The 24,224-nt window shown below is 62.0% G+C and carries 23 protein-coding genes; 8 read left to right on the plus strand and 15 right to left on the minus strand.

The window, feature by feature from the left end:
* Window positions 1–33: 33 nt before the first annotated feature.
* Window positions 34–873 (plus strand): HlyC/CorC family transporter, encoded by an 840-nt coding sequence (locus D3879_RS01925; RefSeq protein WP_119952449.1) that lies wholly within the window; start codon window positions 34–36, stop codon window positions 871–873.
* Window positions 874–1,164: 291 nt separating this feature from the next.
* Complete coding sequence (lnt, locus tag D3879_RS01935; protein ID WP_119952451.1) at window positions 1,165–2,685, plus strand: apolipoprotein N-acyltransferase; 1,521 nt, start codon at window positions 1,165–1,167, stop codon at window positions 2,683–2,685.
* A 119-nt stretch (window positions 2,686–2,804) separates the two neighbouring features.
* Here lnt and D3879_RS01940 read toward each other — a convergent pair whose 3' ends face one another.
* Together D3879_RS01940 and D3879_RS01945 are read right to left on the minus strand one after the other, a co-directional pair.
* Window positions 2,805–3,566: a YdcF family protein gene (locus tag D3879_RS01940; protein WP_119952452.1), complete on the minus strand. Its 762-nt coding sequence runs from the start codon at window positions 3,564–3,566 to the stop codon at window positions 2,805–2,807.
* A 26-nt stretch (window positions 3,567–3,592) separates the two neighbouring features.
* On the minus strand, window positions 3,593–4,027 hold the full coding sequence (locus D3879_RS01945) for a hypothetical protein (protein WP_119952453.1): 435 nt from the start codon (window positions 4,025–4,027) through the stop codon (window positions 3,593–3,595).
* Window positions 4,028–4,434: 407 nt separating this feature from the next.
* Here D3879_RS01945 and leuS point away from each other — a divergent pair, with 407 nt between their 5' ends.
* The 5 genes from leuS to D3879_RS01970 all read left to right on the plus strand — a co-directional run bounded on the left by leuS (window position 4,435) and on the right by D3879_RS01970 (window position 10,520).
* Window positions 4,435–7,041, plus strand: coding sequence for a leucine--tRNA ligase (gene leuS, locus D3879_RS01950; RefSeq protein ID WP_119952454.1), 2,607 nt, complete (start codon window positions 4,435–4,437; stop codon window positions 7,039–7,041).
* Window positions 7,042–7,141: 100 nt separating this feature from the next.
* Window positions 7,142–7,753 carry an LPS-assembly lipoprotein LptE gene (locus D3879_RS01955; RefSeq protein WP_119952455.1) on the plus strand — a complete coding sequence of 204 codons (612 nt, stop codon included), beginning with the start codon at window positions 7,142–7,144 and terminating at the stop codon, window positions 7,751–7,753.
* Window positions 7,754–7,794: 41 nt separating this feature from the next.
* A complete protein-coding gene (gene holA / locus D3879_RS01960) occupies window positions 7,795–8,835 on the plus strand; it encodes a DNA polymerase III subunit delta (protein ID WP_119952456.1) in 1,041 nt (346 codons plus the stop codon).
* Window positions 8,836–8,995: 160 nt separating this feature from the next.
* Window positions 8,996–9,157 (plus strand): alternative ribosome rescue factor ArfA, encoded by a 162-nt coding sequence (gene arfA / locus D3879_RS01965; RefSeq protein WP_119952457.1) that lies wholly within the window; start codon window positions 8,996–8,998, stop codon window positions 9,155–9,157.
* A 61-nt stretch (window positions 9,158–9,218) separates the two neighbouring features.
* Window positions 9,219–10,520 carry a lytic murein transglycosylase gene (locus tag D3879_RS01970; protein WP_119952458.1) on the plus strand — a complete coding sequence of 434 codons (1,302 nt, stop codon included), beginning with the start codon at window positions 9,219–9,221 and terminating at the stop codon, window positions 10,518–10,520.
* A gap of 168 nt (window positions 10,521–10,688) precedes the next feature.
* Here D3879_RS01970 and lipA read toward each other — a convergent pair whose 3' ends face one another.
* From lipA to D3879_RS02030, 12 genes are all read right to left on the minus strand, one after another.
* Window positions 10,689–11,666, minus strand: coding sequence for a lipoyl synthase (lipA, locus tag D3879_RS01975; RefSeq protein ID WP_119952459.1), 978 nt, complete (start codon window positions 11,664–11,666; stop codon window positions 10,689–10,691).
* Window positions 11,663–12,316, minus strand: a complete 654-nt coding sequence (gene lipB / locus D3879_RS01980; RefSeq protein WP_119952460.1) for a lipoyl(octanoyl) transferase LipB — start codon at window positions 12,314–12,316, stop codon at window positions 11,663–11,665. Before lipB ends, lipA begins: the two co-directional genes overlap by 4 nt.
* Entirely contained in the window at window positions 12,316–12,588 is a 273-nt protein-coding gene (locus tag D3879_RS01985) for a DUF493 domain-containing protein (RefSeq protein WP_119952461.1), read from the minus strand. The genes lipB and D3879_RS01985 overlap by 1 nt, the downstream gene beginning before the upstream one ends.
* 92 nt (window positions 12,589–12,680) lie before the next feature.
* Complete coding sequence (locus D3879_RS01990; RefSeq protein WP_119952462.1) at window positions 12,681–13,841, minus strand: D-alanyl-D-alanine carboxypeptidase family protein; 1,161 nt, start codon at window positions 13,839–13,841, stop codon at window positions 12,681–12,683.
* Window positions 13,842–13,899: 58 nt separating this feature from the next.
* Window positions 13,900–14,913 (minus strand): septal ring lytic transglycosylase RlpA family protein, encoded by a 1,014-nt coding sequence (locus D3879_RS01995; protein WP_119952463.1) that lies wholly within the window; start codon window positions 14,911–14,913, stop codon window positions 13,900–13,902.
* Window positions 14,913–15,923: a lytic murein transglycosylase B gene (mltB, locus tag D3879_RS02000; protein ID WP_119952464.1), complete on the minus strand. Its 1,011-nt coding sequence runs from the start codon at window positions 15,921–15,923 to the stop codon at window positions 14,913–14,915. The genes D3879_RS01995 and mltB overlap by 1 nt, the downstream gene beginning before the upstream one ends.
* A gap of 17 nt (window positions 15,924–15,940) precedes the next feature.
* Window positions 15,941–17,044 carry a rod shape-determining protein RodA gene (rodA, locus tag D3879_RS02005; RefSeq protein WP_177412412.1) on the minus strand — a complete coding sequence of 368 codons (1,104 nt, stop codon included), beginning with the start codon at window positions 17,042–17,044 and terminating at the stop codon, window positions 15,941–15,943.
* Between the two features lie 38 nt (window positions 17,045–17,082).
* The gene (gene mrdA, locus D3879_RS02010) at window positions 17,083–18,972 is read right to left on the minus strand and encodes a penicillin-binding protein 2 (RefSeq protein WP_119952466.1); all 1,890 of its coding nucleotides are present in this window, start codon (window positions 18,970–18,972) and stop codon (window positions 17,083–17,085) included.
* Between the two features lie 19 nt (window positions 18,973–18,991).
* Window positions 18,992–19,459 carry a 23S rRNA (pseudouridine(1915)-N(3))-methyltransferase RlmH gene (gene rlmH / locus D3879_RS02015; RefSeq protein WP_119952467.1) on the minus strand — a complete coding sequence of 156 codons (468 nt, stop codon included), beginning with the start codon at window positions 19,457–19,459 and terminating at the stop codon, window positions 18,992–18,994.
* 9 nt (window positions 19,460–19,468) lie between these two features.
* A complete protein-coding gene (gene rsfS / locus D3879_RS02020) occupies window positions 19,469–19,843 on the minus strand; it encodes a ribosome silencing factor (protein ID WP_119954860.1) in 375 nt (124 codons plus the stop codon).
* 37 nt (window positions 19,844–19,880) lie between these two features.
* A complete protein-coding gene (nadD, locus tag D3879_RS02025; protein ID WP_119952468.1) occupies window positions 19,881–20,525 on the minus strand; it encodes a nicotinate-nucleotide adenylyltransferase in 645 nt (214 codons plus the stop codon).
* Window positions 20,518–21,777: a glutamate-5-semialdehyde dehydrogenase gene (locus D3879_RS02030; protein WP_119952469.1), complete on the minus strand. Its 1,260-nt coding sequence runs from the start codon at window positions 21,775–21,777 to the stop codon at window positions 20,518–20,520. The genes nadD and D3879_RS02030 overlap by 8 nt, the downstream gene beginning before the upstream one ends.
* A gap of 314 nt (window positions 21,778–22,091) precedes the next feature.
* On the opposite strand from D3879_RS02030, the gene D3879_RS02035 reads away from it, so the two are divergent.
* The gene (locus D3879_RS02035; RefSeq protein ID WP_119952470.1) at window positions 22,092–23,321 is read left to right on the plus strand and encodes an alpha/beta fold hydrolase; all 1,230 of its coding nucleotides are present in this window, start codon (window positions 22,092–22,094) and stop codon (window positions 23,319–23,321) included.
* Window positions 23,322–23,341: 20 nt separating this feature from the next.
* On the opposite strand, the gene D3879_RS02040 is transcribed toward D3879_RS02035, so the two are convergent.
* Window positions 23,342–24,196, minus strand: coding sequence for a class I SAM-dependent methyltransferase (locus D3879_RS02040; RefSeq protein WP_119952471.1), 855 nt, complete (start codon window positions 24,194–24,196; stop codon window positions 23,342–23,344).
* Between the last annotated feature and the right edge of the window lie 28 nt (window positions 24,197–24,224).

Consider the following 24,224-nt stretch of genomic DNA (forward strand, 5'->3'; position numbering starts at 1 on the left):
TCAGGCACCAGAAAGGAACACTGAGTAACCAGCATGAGCGAAGACCGATCGAGCAACGGGCAAAAATCCTGGTTGGGAAAAATCACCCAGGCCTTTGCCCACGAGCCGAAAAACCGCCAAGAACTGCTGTCGCTACTGCGCGAAGCCCATCAGAACAAGCTTCTCGACAGCGAAGCGCTGGCCATCGTCGAAGGTGCGATTCAGGTCGCGGACCTGCAGGTCCGCGACATCATGGTCCCGCGTTCGCAGATGATCAGCATCAAGTCCAGCCTGACGCCCCGGGAGTTCCTCCCGGCGATCATCGAGTCCGCCCACTCTCGTTACCCGGTGATTGGCGAAAGCCTTGACGACATTATCGGTGTGCTGCTGGCCAAAGACCTCTTGCCGCTGGTGCTGCACGACGAGAACCACACGTTCAACATCAAGGACCTGCTGCGCCCGGCCACCTTCGTGCCGGAGTCCAAGCGCCTCAATGTGCTGCTGCGCGAGTTCCGCGCCAACCACAACCACATGGCCATCGTCATCGACGAATACGGCGGCGTGGCGGGCCTGGTGACCATCGAGGACGTGCTGGAACAAATCGTTGGCGACATCGAGGACGAGCACGACGTCGAGGAAGACAGCTACATCAAACCGCTGCCCAGCGGCGACTTCCTGGTCAAAGCACTAACGCCGATCGACAGCTTCAACGAGTCCTTCTCCAGCCAGTTCTCCGATGACGAGTTCGACACCGTCGGCGGCCTGGTGATGGGTGCGTTCGGCCATCTGCCCAAGCGCAACGAAGTGACCGAGATCGGCGATTTCCGTTTCCGCGTACTGAGCGCCGACAGCCGCCGCATTCATTTGCTGCGCTTGACGCCAATGTCGCGCTGAACCAACGTGCACGCTTTGCCCATTGGGTAGAGGCTTTTTCTCGCCCTTCTCTCTGCCTGATGCAAGCCAAGCTAGAGAACCTGCTTAAGATCGTCGCGAGCGCAGGGCCGGCAAGGCGCAACGTAGCGAAGCGGAGTAACAACCAAAGGCTGGCCCGCAGGGCGAGCGAAGCGAGTCAAACAGGTGAGGAAGCGGAGTTGACTGCAGTCAATGAGCATTCCGAGCCTGTTTTCAACGCGGCATCACGCGCGAAGCCCGCAGCAGATATTAAGTAGGTTCTAAGGATTGAGCATGAATTGGATCGTTCGCCCGGGCTGGCCCGGCAATTTGCTGGCGACGCTGGCCGGCGCCCTGACCACCCTGGCACTCGCCCCCTTCGATATCTGGTCACTGGCGCTGCTGTCCATCGCCCTGCTCTACCTCGGCTTGCGCGACCTCAGTCCGCGTCAGGCGCTGTGGCGCGGCTGGTGCTATGGCTTTGGTCTGTTCGTCGCTGGCACCAGCTGGATCTATGTCAGCATCCACGACTACGGCGCCGCCTCGGCTCCACTGGCGACCTTCTTGACCCTGGTTTTTTGTGCCGGCGTGGCGCTGTTCTTTGCCTTGCCCGGCTGGCTATGGGCGCGTTGGTTACGCCGCAACGAGGCGCCTCTGGCCGACGCGCTGGCGTTCGCCGCCCTGTGGCTGGCCCAGGAGGCCTTTCGCGGCTGGTTTCTTACCGGTTTCCCCTGGCTCTACGCCGGTTACAGCCAACTGAACGGCCCACTCGCCGGGCTCGCACCGGTGGGCGGCATGTGGCTGGTGTCGTTCGTCCTGGCTCTGACCGCAGCCTTGCTGGTCAACCTGTCACGCCTACGTAGCCGCAAACTGTTTCTGGTCATCGGCCTGGTGCTGCTGGTCGCGCCCTGGGTCGCCGGTCTTGGCCTGAAAGGCCTGGCCTGGACCGAACCCGCTGGCGCCCCCCTGAAAGTGGCGGCGATGCAGGGCAATGTCGCGCAACAGATGAAATGGGACCCCGAACAGCTCAATGCCCAACTGGCCCTATACCGCGACATGACCTTCAGTGCACAGCCGGTCGACCTGATCGTCTGGCCGGAAACCGCAGTCCCCGTACTCAAAGAGTTCGCCGAAGGCTATCTCGGCGTCATGGGGCGCTTTGCCAACGAGCATCAGGCTGCGCTGATCACCGGTGTACCGATCCGCCAGGTCGATGAGCAAGGGGCGAAGCGCTACTACAACGGCATCAGCATTGTTGGCCAGGGCCACGGCACTTATCTGAAACAGAAGCTGGTGCCGTTTGGCGAATACGTCCCCCTGCAGGATGTGCTGCGTGGATTGATCGCCTTTTTCGACCTGCCGATGTCCGACTTCGCCCGCGGCCCGGCCGATCAGCCGCTACTCGTAGCCAAGGGGTACCAGATTGCTCCTTATATCTGCTACGAAGTGGTCTACCCGGAGTTCGCCGCCAGCCTCGCCGCGCAAAGCCAGATCCTCCTGACCGTCAGCAACGACACCTGGTTTGGCACCTCCATCGGCCCGTTGCAACACCTGCAAATGGCGCAAATGCGTGCCCTGGAAGCTGGCCGCTGGATGATCCGCGCGACCAACAACGGGGTGACCGGCCTGATCGACCCGTTCGGCAAGCTGGCCGTGCAGATTCCGCAGTTCCAGCGCGGCGTGCTGTATGGCGAAGTGGTACCGATGCAGAACCTGACGCCCTATCTCAAATGGCGCTTCTGGCCACTGGCGATCCTCTGTGGCCTGCTGTTTGGCTGGGCTTTACTGGCCAGCCGGATGGCAAAAACCCTATAAGAAGCTGTTCACGATCTAATCGTGCAGTAGCCGTAGGCTGGGTAGAGCGCAGCGAAACCCAGCGCTGTTTGAGCTGGGTTTCGCCAAGGCTCTACCCAGCCTACAGCCCTGCCGGCCGCTCAGCGGTAGACCAACGGATAAGCGAGCAACCCGACCGCCTCGTTCAGCAGCATGCCACTCTGCCAAACAGCCTTACTCTCCGGCAGCCAGCCACCCAACGGGCGAGCATTCGGCACGCCGAGAAAACCTACCGGCGCGGGTATCACCGTGAAACCAACCCGTTCGAAGCTCCAACGTGAGCGCGGCATATGTCCGGCCTGAGTGACCAGCACGACCCGCTTGATCCCCGCCTCCCGCAACATGTCGGCGCTGTAGCTGGCGTTTTCCCAAGTGGTGCGGCTCAGACCTTCCTGCCAGCGCACGGTGACGCCGAAGTCACGAGCCAACACCTGCGCCATCAATGCCGCCTCACTGGGCGGCTGACCGTAATGCAGACCACCACTGGTCAGCACCGGCAAGCCTGAGACCTTGGCCAGGCGTGCCGCATAGCGCAGACGCTCCACCGCTAGCGCGCTAGGTTGATCGCCACCCCAGGCCGGATCGTCCTTTTCGCGCCCGCTACCCAGCACCACAATGGCATCGGCACGCTGCGCCAAGCCGGCCCACTCGACCTCGGCCAACGCCGGCTCGCGCTCCAGCGCGCGCGCCGCCCACTCCACGGTGATCGGCAAACTCAGCAGCCAGAGACCAGCAAAACCCAGCACGAAGCAGGCCGCCGCCACGCGCGGGGAGCGGCGACGCAGCCACCAGCCGACGAGCAGCAACAGCAGCAAACCGCCCGGAGGCAGAACCAATTGTTTGAGAATGTATCGCAGCGGCATTGAGCACCTCCCAGGGTGCCCGCAGCCTAACGGGGATTACCGGCGCGGAAAAGCTGTGAACCACAAGCGAGACAGGCCTCAACACCCTCCCCCGGTTGCCAGTGCGCAGCCGTACCGCAAAGGGCGCAGAGTAGTTTTTGCCGACGCTTGAGCAGCGCTTTCGGTTTGTCATCCAGCCTATGACTGGTACGACTGGGTTTAGTCTGACGTAGCGGCATTTGCTCGAGCAGCGCCAACTCCGCAGCAGCAGCATGCCACCCCCGCAACCAATGCAGATCGCGATCCAGGTAAGCGCGAATCAGCTCCAGTTCGGCCGGGCTCAGCCCACGCAACTCCAACTCACGTGGTGGTTCCTTATGCAGGCGAGTAGCGCTATCGGCCTCATCCAGCGCCAAGGCGAGGCGTTGCAGTAACCGTTCATACAGCCCGCCTCGCGCGTCAGTTCGCCGCAATTCGCCCATCCACTCACCTCGCGCAACGCACGCCCCAAACCCACCCCCTTATTCAAAGCTTAGCGTGACGCATTCAACCGGATACGCGCCGCGACCAACGGTGGCCCGGGGCCAGCCCCACGTGGTGCCCAGCGTAATCAGGGTTTCCCACGGCCAAGGGCGCTCATGTATGCTACGACGTTTCCTGTAAGAGCCTGTTCACGATCTCGCGAGCTAAGGTCAGGCAAGGCGAGATCGGGCGCAACGTAGCGAAGCGGAGTAACAGCCAAAGGCTGGCCCGCAGGGCGAGCGAAGCGAGTCAAAAGCGCAGTTTACAAATAGTAAATGAGCATTTTGAGCCCGATTTCAACGCAGCATGGCCGACGCGCAGCAGATCATGAACAGGTTCTAAGCCCCCTTTTTCAGCCTAAGTAGCCATGCACGAACTCTATCAGCCCCGTGAAATCGAAGCCGCCGCGCAAACCTACTGGGACGAGCAACAGTCCTTCGTAGTCAGTGAACAACCAGGCAAAGACACCTTCTATTGCCTGTCGATGTTCCCCTATCCCAGCGGCAAGCTGCACATGGGGCACGTGCGCAACTACACCATCGGCGACGTGATCGCCCGCTACCAGCGTATGCAGGGCAAAAACGTGCTGCAGCCGATGGGTTGGGACGCCTTCGGCATGCCGGCGGAAAACGCCGCGATGAAGAACAACGTCGCGCCGGCCAAGTGGACCTACGAAAACATCGCCTACATGAAAACCCAGCTGAAAAGCCTGGGCCTGGCCATCGACTGGTCGCGCGAAGTCACCACCTGCAAACCGGACTACTACCGCTGGGAACAATGGCTGTTCACCAAGCTGTTCGAAAAGGGCGTGATCTACCGCAAGAACGGCACCGTCAACTGGGACCCGGTCGACCAGACCGTGCTGGCCAACGAGCAAGTCATCGACGGCCGCGGCTGGCGCTCCGGCGCCCTGGTCGAAAAGCGCGAAATCCCGATGTACTACTTCAAGATCACCGCTTACGCGGATGAACTCTTGAGCAGCCTGGACGAGCTGGATGGCTGGCCGGAACAGGTCAAGACCATGCAGCGCAACTGGATTGGCAAATCCCGCGGCATGGAAGTCAGCTTCCCTTACGACCAGGCGTCGATCGGCACAGCGGGCGCCTTGAAAGTTTTCACCACCCGTCCGGACACCTTGCTCGGCGCGACCTATGTCGCCGTCGCCGCCGAACACCCGCTGGCAACTCTTGCCGCCAAGGGCAATGCCGAACTGCAAGCCTTCATCGACGAGTGCAAACACGGTGGCGTGGCCGAAGCCGATATCGCCACCCAGGAAAAGAAAGGCCTACCGACACCACTGTTCGTCGAACACCCGCTGACCGGCGCCAAGCTGCCGGTTTGGGTCGCCAACTACGTGCTGATGAATTACGGCGAAGGTGCGGTGATGGCCGTACCGGCGCATGACGAGCGCGACTTCGAGTTCGCCCACAAGTACAACCTGCCGGTGAAAGCGGTGATTCGCACCGCCGCCGGCGATGAAACCCCGGCACCCTGGCAAGACGCCTATGGCGAGCACGGCCAACTGATCAACTCCGGCGAATTCGACGGCCTGGACTTTGCCGGCGCATTCGACGCCATTGAAGTCGCCCTGCTGAAGAAAGCCCTCGGCCAGGCGCGCACCCAGTTCCGTCTGCGCGACTGGGGCATCAGCCGCCAGCGTTACTGGGGCTGCCCGATCCCGATCATCCACTGCGACAGCTGTGGTGACGTGCCGGTGCCGGAAGAGCAATTGCCGGTCGTTCTACCGGAAGACGTAGTGCCGGATGGTGCTGGTAGCCCGCTGGCGCGGATGCCTGAGTTCTATAGCTGCACCTGCCCGAAATGCGGTGCGCCGGCCAAGCGCGAAACCGACACCATGGACACCTTCGTCGAGTCCTCCTGGTACTACGCGCGCTACGCCTCGCCGCAGTACAGCGGCGGCCTGGTCGACCCGGCCGTAGCCAACCACTGGCTGCCGGTGGATCAGTACATCGGCGGTATCGAACACGCCATCCTGCACCTGCTCTACGCGCGCTTCTTCCACAAACTGATGCGCGATGAAGGCCTGGTCAACTCCAACGAGCCGTTCAAGAACCTGCTCACCCAAGGCATGGTGATCGCGGAGACTTACTATCGCCTGGAAGCCAATGGCGCCAAGACCTGGTTCAACCCGGCCGACGTGGAAATCGAACGCGACGCCAAGGCCAAAATCACCGGCGCCAAGCTGAAAAGCGACGGTCTGCCGGTGGAGATCGGCGGCACCGAGAAGATGGCCAAGTCGAAGAACAACGGCGTTGACCCGCAGTCGATGATCGACCAGTACGGTGCCGACACCTGCCGTCTGTTCATGATGTTCGCCTCGCCGCCAGACATGAGTCTGGAGTGGTCGGATTCCGGCGTCGAAGGCTCCCACCGCTTCCTGCGCCGTGTCTGGCGTCTCGCCCAAGCCCACGTTAGCCAGGGCCTGCCGGGCACCCTGGATCAAGCCAACTTGAGCGACGGGCAGAAAGACGTACGCCGCGCCATCCACCTGGCGATCAAGCAAGCCAGCCAGGATATTGGTTTACACCACAAGTTCAACACCGCCATCGCCGCGGTGATGACCCTGATGAACGTGCTGGAAAAAGCCGCGCAAGACTCCACTCAGGATCGCGCGCTGCTGCAGGAAGGCCTGGAAACGGTGGCCCTGCTGCTGGCACCGATCACCCCGCATATCAGTCACGACCTCTGGCTGGAACTAGGCCATGACGGCGCGATCATCGACACCAACTGGCCCGTACTGGACGAGTCCGCGCTGGTGCTGGACAACCTGCAACTGGTGGTACAGGTCAACGGTAAGCTGCGCGGGCACATCGAAGTACCCGCCACGGCCTCGCGCGAAGACGTCGAGGCCGCCGCACGGGTGAACGAGAACGTGCTGCGCTTTACCGATGGCCTGACGATTCGCAAGGTCATCGTGGTGCCGGGCAAACTAGTCAATATCGTCGCGAGCTGATTAAGCTCTGCAGCAGTCAGGCAGACAGCTGCAGAGAGCCTATCGAGGTATCGCTGAGCCTTGGGCTGCAACGATGCAAATGGTTTAAGGGGATAACTAGATGATCAAACGGAATCTGATGGTAGTGGGTCTGGCTGCACTGCTGAGCGCCTGTGGCTTCCAGTTGCGCGGCACTGGCGAAACGCAGTTCGCCCTCAAGGAACTCGACCTCACCGCCCGCAATGCCTATGGCGCAACCGTCAAAGAAGTGCGCCAGGTTCTTGAAAGCAATGACGTCAAAGTTTATCCCGGCGCCCCTTACACCCTGGTCTTGGCGAAAGAAACCGAAAACCAACGCACCGCCAGCTACACCGGCAACGCGCGCAGCGCAGAATATGAGCTGACCATAACCCTCGACTATGAGATCCGTGGCGCCCAAAACCTGCTGCTGATGAGCAACCAGTTGGAAGTGCAGAACGTCTACGTCCAGGACGACAACAACCTGGCCGGCTCCGGCCAGGAAGCTGCGCAAGTGCGCCAAGAAATGCGCCACGACCTCGTCCAGCAATTGGCCCAGCGCCTGCAGCAGATCAGCCCGAGCCAGCTCGACCAATTGCAGCAAACCGCTGAAGCCAAGGCCAAAGCCGAAGCCGAGGCGCTGGAAGCCGCACGCCAGGCAGAACAAGCCCAGCCGCAGCAATCGCCGCTGCAACTACCGATCAAGACTCAGTAAGCCGCGCGGGGCCGCAGCTGCGGCCCCGTTATTTCCCGCCGATGAAACTCAACGCAGCCCAACTCGCCAAACATCTCCAGGGCCCCCTGGCGCCGGTGTATGTGGTCAGTGGCGACGATCCCTTGCTCTGCCAAGAAGCCGCTGACGCCATCCGCGCGGCGACTCGCAGCCAAGGTTTCTCTGAGCGCCAAGTGTTCAACGCTGAAGCCAACTTCGACTGGGGCACGCTGCTGCAAGCTGGCGCCAGCCTCTCGCTGTTCGCCGATAAGCGTCTGCTGGAACTGCGGCTACCCTCCGGCAAGCCCGGCGACAAGGGTACCGCCGCCCTGCTGGAATACCTCGCCCGCCCACCGGAAGACACGCTGTTACTGATCAGCTTGCCGAAACTGGATGGCAGCGCGCAGAAAACCAAGTGGGCCAAGGCACTGATTGACGGCCAACAGGCGCAATTTATCCAGATCTGGCCAGTCGACGTCCATCAGCTACCCCAGTGGATTCGCCAGCGCCTGGCGCAGGCCGGGCTGGCCGCCAGCCAGGAGGCGGTGGAGCTGATCGCCGCGCGCGTCGAAGGCAACCTGCTGGCCGCGGCTCAGGAAATCGAGAAGCTCAAACTGCTCGCCGAAGGCGGCCAGGTCGACGCCAGCACCGTACAAGCTGCGGTGGCTGACAGCGCGCGCTTCGACGTTTTCGGCTTGATTGACGCCGCGCTCAACGGCGAGGCCGCGCATGCCCTGCGCACCCTAGAAGGTCTACGTGGTGAGGGCGTGGAGACCCCCGTGATTCTCTGGGCGCTGGCCCGCGAACTGCGCCTGCTGGCCAACCTGGCGCAGCAATACAGCCAAGGTGTCCCCCTGGACAAAGCCTTCAGCCAGGCCCGCCCGCCGGTCTGGGACAAACGCCGCCCGCTGGTCAGCAAAGCCCTGCAGCGGCACTCCGCGGCACGCTGGGCCAAAATGCTGCTGGACGCGCAGCGCATCGATGCGCAGATCAAAGGCCAGGCGCCTGGCGACCCGTGGATCGACCTTAGCCGCCTGACCCTGATGATGGCCGGCCAACGCCTGTCATTACCTCACGAGCAATAGCAGCCTGGCGGGCTTAGAACTGTCCTACTGCAAAAGCCTGGGCCGCTCACCTAAGCGTTGGCCAGCTCCCTAGGTTGGTGCTGAGTCATCTGGACTTTCCCCGCCGCCTGGCCGATGATCCGCGCGCCTGCACTGCGCAGCGCCCACAAGAGGATCGGCGATGGCCAAACACTCCAAGCACGGCCCGAACAAGGCCAAATCTCTGGTAGCGCAACCGCTGTTCCGCTGTCGCCAGGAAAAGCCCAGCAAGGGCAAAGGTAGCTACCGCCGCGAAGCCTCCCCGTCTCACCACTGGGAGGCTTCGGTCTTTCTGGCGGCTTGAAAACCCACTACAGCCCCATCATGTTAAGGTTGCCGCTCGCGAAAAAGCTGTGAGAGCACCGATGCTGAACCTGTCCCCGCGCGCCTTTGTCTGCGCTGCCCTGAGCCTCAACCTAAGTCTGTTAACCGCTTGCGCTGAAGCGCCAACACAGACGCCCGCGAGCTCTGTACCCGCGAGCAGTGCGAGCCGTCAGCCCACTCCCAACGCACAGCCAAGCCTGCCGACATCCGCCCTGAGCTTTGCCGACTGGCGCAACCAGTTGCGCGACGAGGCCCTGGCCGCCGGCATCAGCCCAGCGCTGTTCGACCGCGCCTTTACCGGCATCACGCTGGATCCGGCGGTTCTTGCCGCTGACAGCAGTCAGCCGGAATTCACCCGGCCGATCTGGGAATACCTGGACGGCGCCGTATCCGCCAGCCGGATTGCTCGCGGTCAGACGCAGCAGGCGCAGCAAAGCGCAACGCTCAAGCGCATCGAGCAGCGGTATGGCGTGCAAGCCGAAACCTTGGTGGCCATCTGGGGCATGGAGAGTGGGTACGGTAGCAATATCGGCAGTAATAGCGTGATCCGCTCACTCGCTACCCTGGCTTACGAAGGCCGCCGCCAAGCATTCTGGCGCGACCAGTTGCTGGCCGCCCTGCAAATACTCGAACACGGCGACATCACCCCGGAACGCCTAATCGGCTCCTGGGCAGGCGCCATGGGCCAAACGCAATTTATGCCGACCACTTATAACCAGCACGCGGTGGACTTCGATGGCGATGGCCGACGCGACCTCTGGAGCTCGCCAGCCGATGCCTTGGCTTCCGCCGCCCACTACCTGCAAGCCTCTGGCTGGCAACACGGACAACCCTGGGGATTTGAGGTGCGGCTGCCGAGTGGCTTCGACTATGCCCTGGCCGACCCGGAGCGGCGCATAAGCCTGGCCGAATGGGCCGCCCTCGGAGTACAGCCGATAAACGGCGCGGCGCCACCAGCGCTGGCCGGCGAGTCTGCCACCTTGCTGCTGCCCACCGGCCATCGCGGCCCAGCCTTTCTGCTGATGAATAACTTTCGCAGCATTCTCAAGTACAACAACTCATCGTCCTACGCACTGGCAGTCGGCCTACTGTCCGACGGAATCCGCGGCGCCAACAGCCAAGTCGTCGCGGATTGGCCGCGTAACGATCCACAACTAGGCCGTAGCGAACGCATCGAACTGCAGGAACTGCTGGCTACCCATGGTTTCAATCCCGGTGCGGCCGACGGGATTATTGGCGCGAACACGCGTAAAGCCGTGCGTGCCTACCAGCAGACCTTGAAGCTGCCTGCCGATGGTTACCCAAGCCATGAACTGCTCGACGCGTTGCGCTCGCGCCTCTAAGACGGAACAGACCGTAGGCTGGGTAGAGCAAAGCGAAACCCAGCCTACGGAAAGCGACAAACAAAAAGGGCGACCCATTGGATCGCCCTTTTTTGTCTAACCTGTCTCGTCCTGAATAAGGTTTACACCTTCTGACCTATTTTCAGGACTAGACAACCATAACCGCTCTTAGCTGTTCTTCGCGCCATGCGCCTGTTGGTCGGCATGGTAGGACGAGCGCACCAGCGGACCGGAAGCGACGTTCTTGAAGCCCATCCTGGTACCTTCCTCGGCAAACCAGGCAAAGGTGTCTGGGTGGACGAAACGCTGCACAGCCAAGTGGCTACGCGAAGGTTGCAGGTATTGGCCGAGGGTGAGCATGTCGATATCGTGCTCACGCATGCGCTGCATGACCTCGATCACTTCCTCGTCGGTCTCGCCGAGGCCGAGCATCAAGCCGGACTTGGTCGGTACATGCGGGACCATTTGCTTGAACTTCTGCAGCAGGTCCAACGACCACTCGAAATCCGAGCCCGGGCGCGCGGCTTTGTACAGGCGCGGTACGGTCTCCAGGTTGTGGTTGAACACATCCGGTGGCTCAGTGGCGGTGATCGCCAAGGCAACGTCCATGCGGCCGCGGTAATCTGGCACCAGGGTTTCCAGTTGCACGCCCGGCGACAGCTTGCGGATCTCGCGCAGGCAGTCGACAAAGTGCTGAGCGCCACCATCGCGCAGATCATCACGGTCCACCGAGGTGATCACCACGTACTTCAGGCGCAAATCGGCAATCGCCACCGCCAGGTTCATCGGCTCGTCGACGTCCAACGGCTTCGGCCGGCCGTGGCCAACGTCGCAGAACGGGCAGCGGCGGGTGCAGATGTCACCCATGATCATGAAGGTCGCAGTGCCGCCGGAGAAACATTCGCCGAGGTTCGGGCAGGAGGCTTCTTCACAGACACTGTGCAGCTTGTGCTTGCGCAGCAGTTGCTTGATGCGATCGACCTCGGGAGAGATTGGCATGCGCACACGAATCCAGTCGGGTTTGCGTGGCAGCTCGTCGGTCGGAATGATCTTCACCGGAATCCGCGCGACTTTTTCCGCCCCGCGCAGCTTGACGCCAGCTTCCACTTTCACCGGGCCTTTGCCCGTCAACTCTACCGTGTTCATAGCGATTCAATTCCGCCCGTCAGGGTCGTCTGTTCAGCGTAGTCGAGGTGTTTGACGAGCTGCGCACGCAGCCGGGCACTTACCTCGGCAAATTCTATTGGGCCAACCAAATCACGCAGCTGGGTCATCGCCATTCCGGCATAACCACAGGGGTTAATCCGTCCGAACGGCTCCAAATCCATGTCCACATTCAGCGCCAGGCCATGAAAGGAGCGGCCGTTGCGAATCCGGAGGCCCAACGATGCGATTTTCGCACCGTCCACATAGACCCCAGGCGCATCGGCTTTGGCAATCGCGGTCACCCCATAACTGGCGAGCAGATCGATCAGACTCAACTCGATGCGACTGACCAGTTCGCGCACGCCGATATCCAGACGGCGCACATCCAGCAATAGATAACCGACCAACTGGCCGGGGCCGTGATAGGTCACCTGACCACCACGATCGACCTTGACCACTGGGATGTCGCCGGGAAATAACACATGCTCGGCTTTGCCGGCCTGCCCCTGGGTAAATACCGGCGGATGCTGCAGCAGCCAGATTTCGTCCGGCGTCAGCGGCCCGCGCGTATCGGTAAAGTGTTGCATGGCGTGCCAGGTCGGCTCATAAGGCACCTGGTTGAGCTCGCGAAAGCCCACGCTCAGCGACATCAGAGCACCATATGCACGCGCCCAGTGGCACGCAGGTCGCTATTGATGTCTTGTAGTTGGTCGATGCTGGTGGCCGTGATCAGCAGTTGCACGGTCTGATAACGCCCATTGCGACTATCGCGCAGCACCAAGGTGCCGACGTCGAGTCCGGGCGCGTGCCGGCTAAGGATTTCGATGACCAGATCAACAAATCCCTCGCCCGCATCACCGATCACTTTGATCGGATAGCGCTCACAAGGGAACTCGATGGTTACGGATTTGGCGTCAGTCATGATTTTAACTAATTAGTCTCAGCGAACTCGTGATTCGCAAGGGCCGCTGCCCACCCTACTCTTATGGAGACCGGATGGGCGCTTGCCGAAGGTCAGTTAAACAAACCGAAGAAGAACAGCCGAATGCTATCCCACACACGGCGGAAGAAGCCACCTTCGTCGACCGTTTCGAGGGCGATCAGGTCGGCGCTATGCACCACGGTATCACCCAGTTTGACCTCAACCTTGCCGATCACATCGCCTTGCTTGATCGGCGCAATCAGCTGCGGAGTCATGCTCATGCTGGCTGCCAGCTTCTTCAGCTGGCCCTTCGGCAGGGTCATGGTCAGATCCTGGGCCAGGCCAGCCTTGACCTGACGAACGGCACCTTTCCACACCGGAGCTTGCGCCAACTCGGCACCCTTCTGGTAGAAGGTCTGGGTTTCGAAGAAGCGGAAGCCGTAGGTCAGCAATTTCTGGGTTTCCGCCGCCCGGGCCTGCTCGCTGTTAGTACCGAACACGACGGAGATCAACCGCATGCCGTCACGCACGGCCGAGGACACCAGGCAGTAACCCGCCTCATCGGTATGGCCGGTTTTCAGACCGTCAACGGTCTTGTCGCGCCATAGCAGCAGGTTACGGTTGGGCTGTTTGATGTTGTTCCAGAAGAACTCTTTCTGCGAGTAGATGGCATAGTGCGCTGGGTCTTCGTAGATGATCGCGCGGGCCAGACGCGCCATGTCATGCGCCGTGGAGTAATGCTCGGGGTTGGGCAACCCTGTTGCGTTCATGAAGTGGCTGCCGCTCATGCCGAGCTTTTCCGCAGTGACATTCATCATGTCGGCGAACGCGTCTTCGCTACCGGCGATGTGTTCGGCGATCGCAACGCTGGCGTCGTTACCGGACTGAATGATGATGCCGTGCAGCAGGTCACTGACCGATACCTGGGTGCCAACCTGGATGAACATCCGCGAACCACCGGTACGCCAGGCATTTTCGCTGACAGTCACCAGATCGCCCTCGCCAATCTGGCCGCGGCGAATCTCCAGAGTCGCCATGTAGGCGGTCATCAACTTGGTCAGGCTGGCCGGCGGCAAACGCTGATCGCCATTGCTCTCGACCAACACGTTGCCGCTGGCGGCATCCATCAGCACATAAGCCTTGGCCGCCAGTTGCGGGGGCGCCGGAACAACCTGCTCGGCCGCCCAGGTAGCCGGCGCGGCGATCAACAGGACAAGTAGGCTCAAGCGTTGCGTAAAGGTGGTGATGTTCATCCGTCTCTCGAAGTCACTAATGGCAAACAGGCCCTTGCGGGCAAATCGGTCGAAGCCGTTATTCCGGCTTCACTAAGGTCGGTTGGCCCAGCTTGGCCAGCCGCACGCTGTCTTGCAGTTGCTCGGCTTCACCCTGCGTGTTGACCGGCCCCAGCCGCACTCGATGCAGGGTCTGCTGGTTGCGCACCACCGAGCTGATAAACACCGGGGCACTCACCGTCTCGCTCAGCTTGGCTCTGAGCAGTTCGGCAGCGTCCGGATTGGCGAAGGCGCCCACTTGGAGATACAGGCCAGAGGCTCCGACTGAAGCGTTTTTTTTTGCGTCGATCTGCACCGGCAGGACGGCCGCGGCATGCTGCTGGGGCGGTGGAGTGTACTGCTCGACCGGCTGGGCGATGGGCTGGGCGATGGATTGCGCCGCCGGTTGCGGCTGCGGTTGGGCCTTGGCCATTTGCGGCTGGGCCAGCACCATCGGCACCGGACGACCTTGCTGCGCCCACCACTCGTGCGGGTCGATGCCTTCGACCTTGACCCGTGCTGTACCGGTTTCGGCATAGCCGAGCTTCTTCGCCGCAGCAAAGGACAGGTCGATGATCCGGTCGGAATAGAACGGCCCGCGGTCGTTGACCCGCAGGATCACGCTCTGGCCATTGTCCAGGTTGGTCACGCGCACATAGCTCGGCAGCGGCAGGGTCTTGTGCGCCGCACTCATGCCGTAGAGGTCGTATTTCTCGCCGTTGGCCGTGGCCTGGCCGTGGAACTTGGTGCCATACCAGGACGCGGTACCAGTCGCCTGGTAACGCCGCGAATCGGGCATCGGGTAATAGGTCTTGCCCAGCACGGTGTAGGGGTTGGCCTTGTAGGCGCCGTAATGCGGCATTGGCACGGCGTCGGGAATCCGCGACACATCGACATCCCACCAGGGAGCGCCGTCCTTGTGCGGGCGAGAAAAATCGCCCGGCCCGGAAAGCGCCCCCGACTGCTCCGGTTGCGGGGCACGGCTGGTGGAGCAACTGGCCAGCAACAGCGCCAAAGCGCCATACGCCGCCAGCTTAGTCGGCAGTGCCTGCATTACTTAGTGCCCCGTGCCTGGACCAGCAAGTCGGACAGCTGATGCACGGCCATGGCGTACATCGCGCTGCGGTTATAGCGGGTGATCACATAAAAGTTCGGCAGGCCCAACCAGTACTCGGGACCCGCCTCGCCATCGAGCCGGAAAGCGGTGACCGCCAGATCATCACGCAACGCCTCATGACTGGCCCAGCCCAGCGCCCGTAGCTGGCCGACAGTCTTCACCGGGTCCAGCCCCTGGGTCAGCCCCTCGTCAGCCTTCTCGCCATTGACCTGTGCAGTACTCACCACCGGCTCGCCGGTTACCCAGCCGTGACGTTTAAAGTAGCTGGCAACACTGCCAATCGCATCATCCGGATCACTCCAGATGTTGATATGACCATCACCATCGAAGTCCACCGCATAAGCGCGGAAGCTGCTCGGCATAAATTGCGGCAGCCCCATGGCGCCAGCGTAGGAGCCTTTCAAGGTCAGCGGATCGACCTGTTGCTCGCGCGCCAGCAAGAGGAACTGCTTGAGTTCCTTGCGGAAGAATTCGGCCCGCGGCGGATAATCGAAGCCCAATGTCGACAGGGCGTCAATCACCCGGTAGCTGCCAGTGTTGCCACCGTAGAAAGTTTCTACCCCGATGATCGCGACGATCACCTGCGCCGGCACCCCATACTCCTGCTCGGCCCGCGCCAACGCCGCTTCGTGCTGGCGCCAGAAGTCCACCCCACGGGCGATCCGCGAGTCGGTGATAAAGATCGGCCGGTAGTCTTTCCAGGGTTTGACCTTCTCCGCCGGGCGCGAGATGGCGTCGAGGATCGTCTGCTTGCGCTCGACTTCGCGAAACAGACTGACCAATTGTTCACCGGCAAAACCGTAGTCGCGGGTCATCTCCGCGACGAACTCGGCGACCTGCGGCGACCCCTCATAATCAGCGGCAAGCGCCTGGTGAGCGAAACCACAAATGCCAGCGAGGCCGACCCAATGTGCCGTGCGAGTAGCCCAGCGACGCAAACCTAGCATTAAATCCCTCACCCCAATCAAACCTGAGCAATCCACTTACGATGCGTGTGGATTGCCATTAAGACCCCAAACCCTGACATCAGCGTCACCAGCGAAGTTCCGCCGTAACTAATGAAAGGAAGCGGCACCCCTACTACCGGCAATAGGCCACTGACCATGCCGATATTGACGAATACATAAACGAAGAAGGTCATCGTCAGGCTGCCGGCCATCAGCTTACCGAACAGCGTCTGCGCCTGGACAGTAATAACCAGGCCACGAGCAATCAGTAGCGAGTAAACCAGCAGTAATAAACAGATGCCGACCAGGCCGAACTCTTCCCCAAGGACCGCAATGATAAAGTCCGTATGGCTTTCCGGCAAAAAATCCAGGTGCGACTGGGTGCCGAGCAGCCAACCTTTACCAAACACGCCGCCCGAACCGATCGCCGCCTTCGACTGAATGATGTTCCAGCCGGTACCCAGCGGGTCGCTTTCCGGGTCGAGAAAAGTCAGCACCCGCTGCTTCTGATACGCGTGCATGACGAAGTACCACATGCCCACGGCGACCGGCACCACTGCCGCCACCGCGCCGAGAATCCAGCGCCACTGCAAGCCGCCCATGAACAGTACGAAAGCCCCCGAAGCGAGGATCAGCAACGCGGTACCCAGATCCGGCTGGCGGACGACCAACACAAACGGCACACCGATCATCGCCAAGCTGATCAGCAGATGTTTCAGGCGCGGTGGCAAGCTGCGTTTGGCCAGGTACCAGGCGATGGTCGCCGGCATCAGGATCTTCATGAATTCCGCGGGCTGGAAGCGGATCACCCCGGGAATATTGATCCAGCGCGTGGCGCCCATGGCGTTATGGCCCATCACATCGACCACCACCAGCAAACCGACGCCGATCACATAGCCCAGCGGTACCCAGCGCGCCAAAAAACGAGGCTCGAACTGGGCGATCACACACATCGCCAGCAGGCCAAGGCCGAATGAGCTGGCCTGTTTGATCAACAAATCCCAGTTTTTACCGCTAGCGGAATACAGCACGAACAGACTGCCGGCGGCCAACACCAGCAGCAGCAAGAGCAACAGACCGTCGATGTGCAGGCGCTGCAGCAGGCTGGCACGCCGGCGCATCACGTCCTCGTTGGACAGGGTGCGGTCGAAGTTACTATTCATAGGTGGGGAGCCTCGGCACTCAGGGGCGGCGCGTACTCGGCTTTCAACTGACCGTTTTCACCGAGCAGCCAGGCATCCATCACTTGCTTGACCACCGGCGCGGCGACGCCCGAGCCGGACTCACCGTTCTCGACCATCACCGCCACCGCAATTTTCGGGTTATCCGCCGGGGCGAAGCCGATAAACAGCGCATGGTCGCGATGCCGTTCCTGGACCTTGGAGCGGTCGTATTTCTCGCCCTGCTTGATCGCCACCACTTGCGCCGTGCCGCTTTTGCCGGCAATCCGGTAAGCCGCGGTGTCGCCGACCTTGCGCGCGGTGCCGCGCGGGCCGTGCATCACCATCTGCATACCGTTGCTGACCTGCTGCCAGATGCTCGGATCACGCAGCACGATGTCCGGCAGCGGGCTCGGATCAACCGGCGGCAGCCCTTCGATGGTTTTCGCCAAATGCGGGCGAATCCACTTGCCATGATTGGCGACCAGCGCGGTGGCTTGGGCCAATTGCAGCGGCGTGGCCTGCATATACCCTTGGCCAATCCCCAGAATCAGGGTTTCACCCGGGTACCAGGCCTGGCGGTAACGCGCACGCTTCCAGTCACGCGACGGCATCAGCCCGCTGGATTCCTCGAACATATCCAACGAAACGCGCTGACCAATACCGAAGCGGCTCATATAACTGTGCAGTCGGTCGATGCCGAGCTTATGCGCGAGGTCGTAAAAGTAGGTGTCATTGGAGCGCATGATGGCCATCTCCATGTTCACCGAGCCGTCACCGGAGCGGTTCCAGTTGCGGTATTTATGATTGTAATTGGGTAGCTGATAGAAGCCTGGGTCATACACCCGCGAGGCCGGAGTCACCACACCGCTGTCCAGCCCGGCGACAGCGACCATCGGTTTGATCGTCGAGCCCGGCGGGTACAGGCCGCGCAGCACTCGGTTGAACAGCGGCCGATCGATCGAGTCACGTAGCTCTGAATAAGCCTTGAAGCCGATGCCGGTGACGAACAGATTGGGGTCGAAGCTCGGCTGACTGACCATCGCCAGCACCTCGCCAGTGGCCGGATCGAGCGCCACCACCGAGCCACGCCGACCACCCAGCGCCGCCTCCGCGGCTTCCTGCAGACGGATATCGAGGGTCAGGATCACATCCGCACCGGGAATCGGATCGGTACGTTTTAGCACTCGCAACACCCGGCCGCGGGCGTTGGTCTCAACCTCTTCATAGCCCACCTGGCCATGCAGCTGATCTTCGTAGAAGCGCTCAATCCCGGTCTTGCCGATGTGGTGGGTGCCGCTGTAGTTGACCGGGTCGAGCTTCTTCAACTCGGCTTCGTTGATCCGCCCGACATAGCCCACCGAATGAGCGAAGTGCTCCTTCTGCGGGTAATGGCGCACCAACTGGGCAACCACCTCGACGCCAGGCAAACGGAACTGATTCACCGCGATACGGGCGATCTGCTCCTCGCTCAACTCGAACAGGATCGGTACCGGCTCGAACGGGCGCCGGCCCTGCTTCATCCGCCGCTCGAACAGCGTCCGATCTTCCTCGGTCAGTTCCAGCACCTCGACGATGACATCCAGCACCTGTTTCCAGTCACCGGCGCGCTCGCGAGTCATGCTCAGGCTGAAGCTCGGCCGGTTGTCGGCGATGATCACCCCATTGCGGTCGAAGATCAGCCCACGGGTCGGCGGAATCGGCTGGACGTGAACGCGGTTATTCTCCGACAACGTCGAGTGGTATTCGTACTGAATCACCTGCAGGTAATACAGGCGCGCGATCAACATACAGACCAAGAAAAGGATGGCGCCAGCGCCTACCACAACGCGTTTGCGAACTTGGCGGGCGTCTTTCTCGTGGTCCTTCAGGCGAATCGGCTGCGGCATAACTAGGCTCTAGAGCCTCTTACTTGTGATAAGGGTGCCCGGACAGCACGGTCCAGGCGCGATAAATCTGTTCGCCGATCAAGATACGCACCAGTGGATGCGGCAAGGTCAGCGGCGACAGCGACCAGCGCTGCTCGCTGCGGGCCTGTACCTCGGGCGCCAGCCCCTCGGGGCCGCCGACCATCAAGTTGACGGTGCGCGCATCCAGGCGCCAGCGATCCAGCTCGACCGCCAACTGCTCGGTACTCCACGGGCGCCCTTCTACCTCAAGCGTGACGATCCGCTCGCCCGGCTGCACTTTCGCCAGCATGGCTTCGCCCTCCTGACGGATCAGGCGGGCCACGTCGGCATTCTTGCCACGCGTATTCAAGGGGATTTCCACCAGCTCCAGCGGCAGCTCGGCGGGCAAACGCTTGGCATATTCCTGCCAACCATCCTCCACCCAACGCGGCATCCGCGAACCAACGGCGATCAGACGCAGGCGCAACGGACGACCTTACTCTTGCTCAGGATTGAGCTGCTCGGAACTGTGATGCGCACGGCTCTGCTCGGCACCCTGCCAGAGACGCTCGAGGTCGTAGAACTGCCGGGTGGCGACCTGCATCACGTGCACCACCACATCGCCCAGGTCGAGCAGCGCCCACTCGCCCGTATCCAGGCCTTCGCTACCGAGCGGGCGCACGCCCTTTTCTTTGACCTTTTCCAGCACGTTGTCGACCAACGACTTCACGTGGCGGCTGGAGGTACCGCTGGCAATCACCATGAAGTCGGTGATGCTGGTTTTCTCGCGCACATCAATCGTGGTGATGTCCTGTGCCTTGATGTCTTCCAGGGCGGCGATGGCCAGTTTGACCAGCTCTTCGCTTTGCATTGCTTTGTTCTTCATAGATGACTCGTTTATCTCGTGTTCAGTTCGGCGCACGGTACAGCCCGTGCGCATGGATATAGGCCAGTACCGCGTCGGGCACCAGAAAACGCACCGACTTTCCGCTGGCCAGCAGATTCCGGATCTGGGTAGCGGACACCGCTAAGGGTGTCTGCCAAACGAAAGCGATCTGCCCGCTCGGCCCGCTCAGGACCTGCGGGTCGCTGACACTGCGCGCCGCCAGCAAGTCGCGTAGCGCTTCCGGCGCCTCGCTGTCGGCATCCGGGCGTTGCAATACCAGGATATGGCAGTGTTCAAGCAGCTCTTCCCAGCGATGCCAGGTCGGTAGCCCGCAAAAGGCATCCCAACCCAACAACAGAAACAATTGATCCGCGGCCGCCAGTTCGGTCCGCAGGGACTCCAGGGTGTCGATGCTGTAGGACGGCATGTCGCGTTTCAGCTCGCGATCATCCACCTTCAACGGCGGCACTCCGGCTACCGCCTGCTCGACCATCGCCAGCCGATCGGCAGCGGACACTTGCGGCGTATCGCGGTGCGGCGGACGCGCGCTGGGAATCAGGCGCAGCTCTTCGAAACCGAGCTGCTCCGCCACTTCCAGCGCGCCGCGCAGGTGGCCGATATGGATCGGATCGAAGGTGCCACCGAAAATCCCGACTTTTTTAGCCACGCAACTGACCGTCGCCGATCACCACGTACTTCTCGCAGGTCAGACCTTCCAGACCGACCGGCCCACGGGCGTGCAGTTTATCGGTGGAAATGCCGATCTCGGCACCCAGGCCATACTCGAAGCCATCGGCGAAGCAGGTCGGGGTATTCAACATCACCGAACTGGAGTCGACCTCGGCGAGAAAACGCCGCGCCTGACCTTGATGCTCGGTAACGATCGAGTCGGTGTGGTGCGAGCCATAGTGATTGATGTGCTCGATAGCCTGATCCAGACCATCGACCACCCGAATCGACAGAATCGCCGCCAGGTACTCGGTGCTCCAGTCTTCCTCGGTTGCCGGCACCGCCTCGATCAACGCGCGTGTCCGCTCACAACCGCGCAGCTCGACGCCTTTGGCGCGAAACTCGGCCGCCATCGCCGGCAGGAAATCCGCGGCGACAGCCTGATCCACCAGCAAGGTCTCCATCGCTCCGCAGATGCCGTAGCGGTAACACTTGGCGTTGAAAGCAATCTTCTGCGCCTTAGCCAGGTCGGCCTGGGCGTCCACATACACGTGGCAGATACCATCCAAGTGCTTGATCACTGGCACCCGCGCATCGCGACTGATGCGCTCGATCAAGCCTTTGCCGCCACGCGGGACTATCACATCGACGAATTCCGGCATGCTGATCAACGCACCAACGGCGGCACGATCGGTGGTTTCCACCACTTGCACGGCGGCAGCCGGCAAACCGGCGTCGGCCAGGCCACGCTGTATGCAGGCGGCAATCGCCCGATTGGAATGAATCGCTTCCGAGCCGCCACGCAGGATGGTGGCGTTGCCGGACTTCAGGCACAGGCTGGCAGCGTCGATGGTCACGTTCGGTCGCGACTCATAAATGATGCCGATCACCCCAAGCGGCACGCGCATCTTGCCGATCTGGATGCCCGATGGGCGGTAGCTCATGTCTCGGATGGCGCCGACCGGGTCGGGTAGCGCGGCGACCTGGCGCAGGCCTTCGATCATCCCGTCGATCCGCGCCGGAGTCAGCGCCAGGCGCTCCAGCAGTGCCGGCTCCAGACCATTGGCACGGCCAGCGGCGAGGTCTTGTTCGTTGGCCGCGGACAGCTCCGAGCGCGCCGCGTCGAGGGCGGCAGCGGCGGCTTGCAGGGCACGGTTCTTCTGCGCGGTGCTGGCGCGGGCCACCACGCGAGAGGCTTCGCGCGCGGCGCGGCCCAGGCGGGTCATATAGTCGAGCACGGACTCAGTCATGGTCTCGGTGGTCTGGCAATGAGGAAAGCGGCTGATTATAGCGGCGCAGCCGCCCCACGCCCAGCGGCGTCGGGCGGGTGGTAAACAGCTCGTCCCAATACCGCCTGCGGTAACGCCCATAGCCGCTGCCGCCAGGCCCGATCGGCGAGACGGTGACACCCAGGGTTCAGCGCCGCCCGAAGGTTGGGTAAACAAAAGCCTTGCTGATGTTTACCTTCAACCTAGCGCCAATCAACCAGGCCCCGTTTGCCGCATAACAATGTGCCGCATACCCGTTTACCGAATAACAACAAGACGCCGCCGGAGTGCTCGCCATGCGTTACCGCACTGACTACAGCGCCACGCTACTCAGTAGCGCCACCGAAACACTCGAGCTGGGCTGCTGGCGCCTGCACTACCAGGCGTATGCGACCCGCGCCGACGACCCGCGCGCGCCGGTGCTGCTGCTCGGCGGCGCCTTTCAAAGCTTTCGCTCCTTCACCGGCGAAGTCGGTGAACTGCTCGCCGAACACCCGGTGATCCTCCTCGACCTGCCTAGCCAGGGTTGCAACCTGCAACTGGCGCCAGAACTTGGCCTGGAGGAGTTAGCCGACCTGATCGCCGCCTTCGCCGCAGAACTGCAACTGCCGCCGTTGATGCCGATCGGCCTGTCCTATGGCTCGGCGCTGGCGGCGCTGTTTGCTGTGCGCCATCCGCAGCGCTGCGCACGCCTGCTGCTGGCCGGGATCACCGCCTTTGGCCGACCTGGTGCGCGTCGCCTGCTGGAGGAAGGTCTGGCCCTGCTGGCCGAAGGCCAGACCGCCGCCTTTGCCCAAGGCGCGCTGACCGGCCTGCTGAACCCTCTGCGCCTCAACGAAACCGGGGTTTCGCCGGTATTTCGCAAAGCCCTGCTGCGACAGATGCAGCGACTGTCGCCGACCGAGGTGGAACGCTACCGGCAAAACAGCCTGCGCCTGCTTGGTTTTCAAGGGTTTGCGCAACACCCGGCGTGCCCGACGCTGGTCCTCGCCGGCGAATACGATCACTTCACCCAACCCTGGGAGCACGCCAGCTTCGCTGCGGCCTGCGCCGATGCCGATTGCGTACTGATTCACGACGCCGACCACCTCGCCCAGTTCGAACGCCGGAGCGCCTGCGCCAGCCTCTATAGCCCGTTTCTGCGCGGGGAGCCGCTACCGCTGGTCAGCCCTGGCAGCACCCGTCTGGCCCGCAGCCAGCTGTTGCAGCTGGAGAAACGCCATGAAGCCCGTCGCCCACCGCTTAATCGTCGCGCCCGCCTGACTCACGCCGAGGCTGGCGAGTGGGCCGTCGAGGTAGCCGAGCTGGGCTTCTTCGGTGGCTTGTTGCAGGGCGACTTACCGGCCGCGCCACCGCTGCGTGGTTGGCAACTACAACTGCCCGGGTTGCCGGCGCTACCGCTATTACCGCTACGTCTTAGCACGAATGGTTTGGCGCTGGTCTTTTCGCATACCGACGCGCAGGCCAGTGCAGCGCTGGCGGAGCTAGTCACCCCGCCCGCTCTGCCAGCGGTAGCCTGCGCCTAAGGTCGTCGCTCAAGCGCACTTCACACCCGCGCTTCAATCACCCGCACCAAGCTTGGCAGTGACATCGGCGGTAAGCCAAGGGCGGCGCCATGCTCACTGGGATCGAGCACCTGGGTCGCGCGAAACCCACAGTTGCTAAAGGCCGCGACGATTTCCTCGGCATTGCGGTAGTGCAGCGGATAGTTGCCGCGCGTCAACCGGCCGACCAAGCCAACACCCCAACGCAATTGCCGGTAACGCGGATGCTCGCGCAAGTCCGGATAGAGCTCGGTGAGGTAGGTCCCCTGCGGGAACTGGTTGAGCTGCTGGGCCAAGCGCGTCCAAAAACCTTCAATCACCGGCCGTTCGAAGTAATTGACCAGCCCCTCGGTAATCACCAGCACCGGCTCGTTGTGATCCAACCCTGCGAACAAAGCAGTCAAGCTCTGCGCGCCCTGCTCGGCGAGGATATTCACCGATTGCACCTGATGCAGACCATTCAACCAGCCCTCGCTGTGCAACAGCAGGCGTTTGCGCGCGGCCATTGCCGGCAAATCCGCCTCCAGGTAACGCAGCTCAGGGTAGCGCTGGCAAAAACGCTGACCACGTGGCGACAGTCCACAGGCGATTTCCACCACCTGGCGCACGCCGCCTTGCTCGATGGCCGCGGTCAAACGCGCGTCGATCAGCAAATGGCGTTGCAGCAGAAAGTTTTCGATATCCAGGCCGAAACCGACCCGCGCGCCCCAGGTGATCGGCGCCAACAGGCCATGTACCCAGCGCCCGAAGGTGGTGGCGAACGCCGGATCAGCCAACTGGTGGCGATACCAGACATAGCCGGTGTAATGCGCACTAGGGCTGATATGGGCACTGTCCGTGCGGGCATGGCGGCTCATGAGAGGCACTCTAAATTGTTATGATCGC

It is taken from the genome of Pseudomonas cavernicola (genome assembly GCF_003596405.1).
GTDB lineage: Bacteria > Pseudomonadota > Gammaproteobacteria > Pseudomonadales > Pseudomonadaceae > Aquipseudomonas > Aquipseudomonas cavernicola.